At 48.5% G+C, this 758-nt stretch carries 1 pseudogene; it reads left to right on the top strand.

What is annotated here, in order from left to right:
- Window positions 1–758: pseudogene (locus WC259_RS04850) on the top strand (ATPase); the annotation flags it as partial.

Below are 758 nucleotides of genomic sequence, written 5' to 3'. Positions count from 1 at the left end.
AGCCGCTAAGAAAGCAGCCGAAGCTGCTGCCAGAGACTCTCAAACGGCCATAGACAAGGCTGATACTACGGCCAAACAGTATCAGGACAGCATGGATAAATATACCGCCCTTTATACCCAAAAAGCCGAGGAAGCCAGCCGCCGGTCTGAGGAGATGCTAGCTAAATATACAGACCTGTTTGAAAAAGCTGTAAAACGGGCAGATGACACCAGCCGCTGGGCTAAGGACAACTGCGAAGAGGCAGTGCGCCAGACTAAGGAAGCCATGCTCCGCATAGAGGACGCCACCCGTTCTGCTAAGCAAGCCGCTCAGGACAGCATCCGTACCGCCAAGGAAATGAGTGACGAGTGCATAAGAGCCTCGCGCGATGCTGTTTCCCAATCTGACGAAACCATAGATATGCTGAAAAAGACTGCGGATGTTTCCGTAAGGGCTTCCGAATCTGCCCTGCTCAAGATGCAGGAAAACGGCGCCCGCATACGCGAAAATGTAGATACAAATGTTAAAAATTCCACTAAAGCTATAATTGAAATGAACCAGCTCAGCCAGAACTCTTCGGCAGAAATTTCAGAGCTTATAAACAAGCTTCAAAATGAAATCCGCAAAGCGGAAGCCATGAATGCCCAAATGAAGCATCTGGTAGATTCTTCCAATGCCCACCTTAAAGAAACTGTATCCAGGGTTGAAGAAGTCCAGCAGAATACAGTACAGGCAGTGAAACAGATACAGGAAACTTCCCACAAAGCTGCTGATGATG

The sequence above is a fragment of the Dehalococcoides sp. genome (assembly GCF_041654235.1).
Lineage (GTDB): Bacteria > Chloroflexota > Dehalococcoidia > Dehalococcoidales > Dehalococcoidaceae > Dehalococcoides > Dehalococcoides mccartyi_B.
The sequence above is the reverse complement of the archived record's forward strand: the minus strand, read 5'-3'. Positions and strand labels throughout refer to the sequence as shown.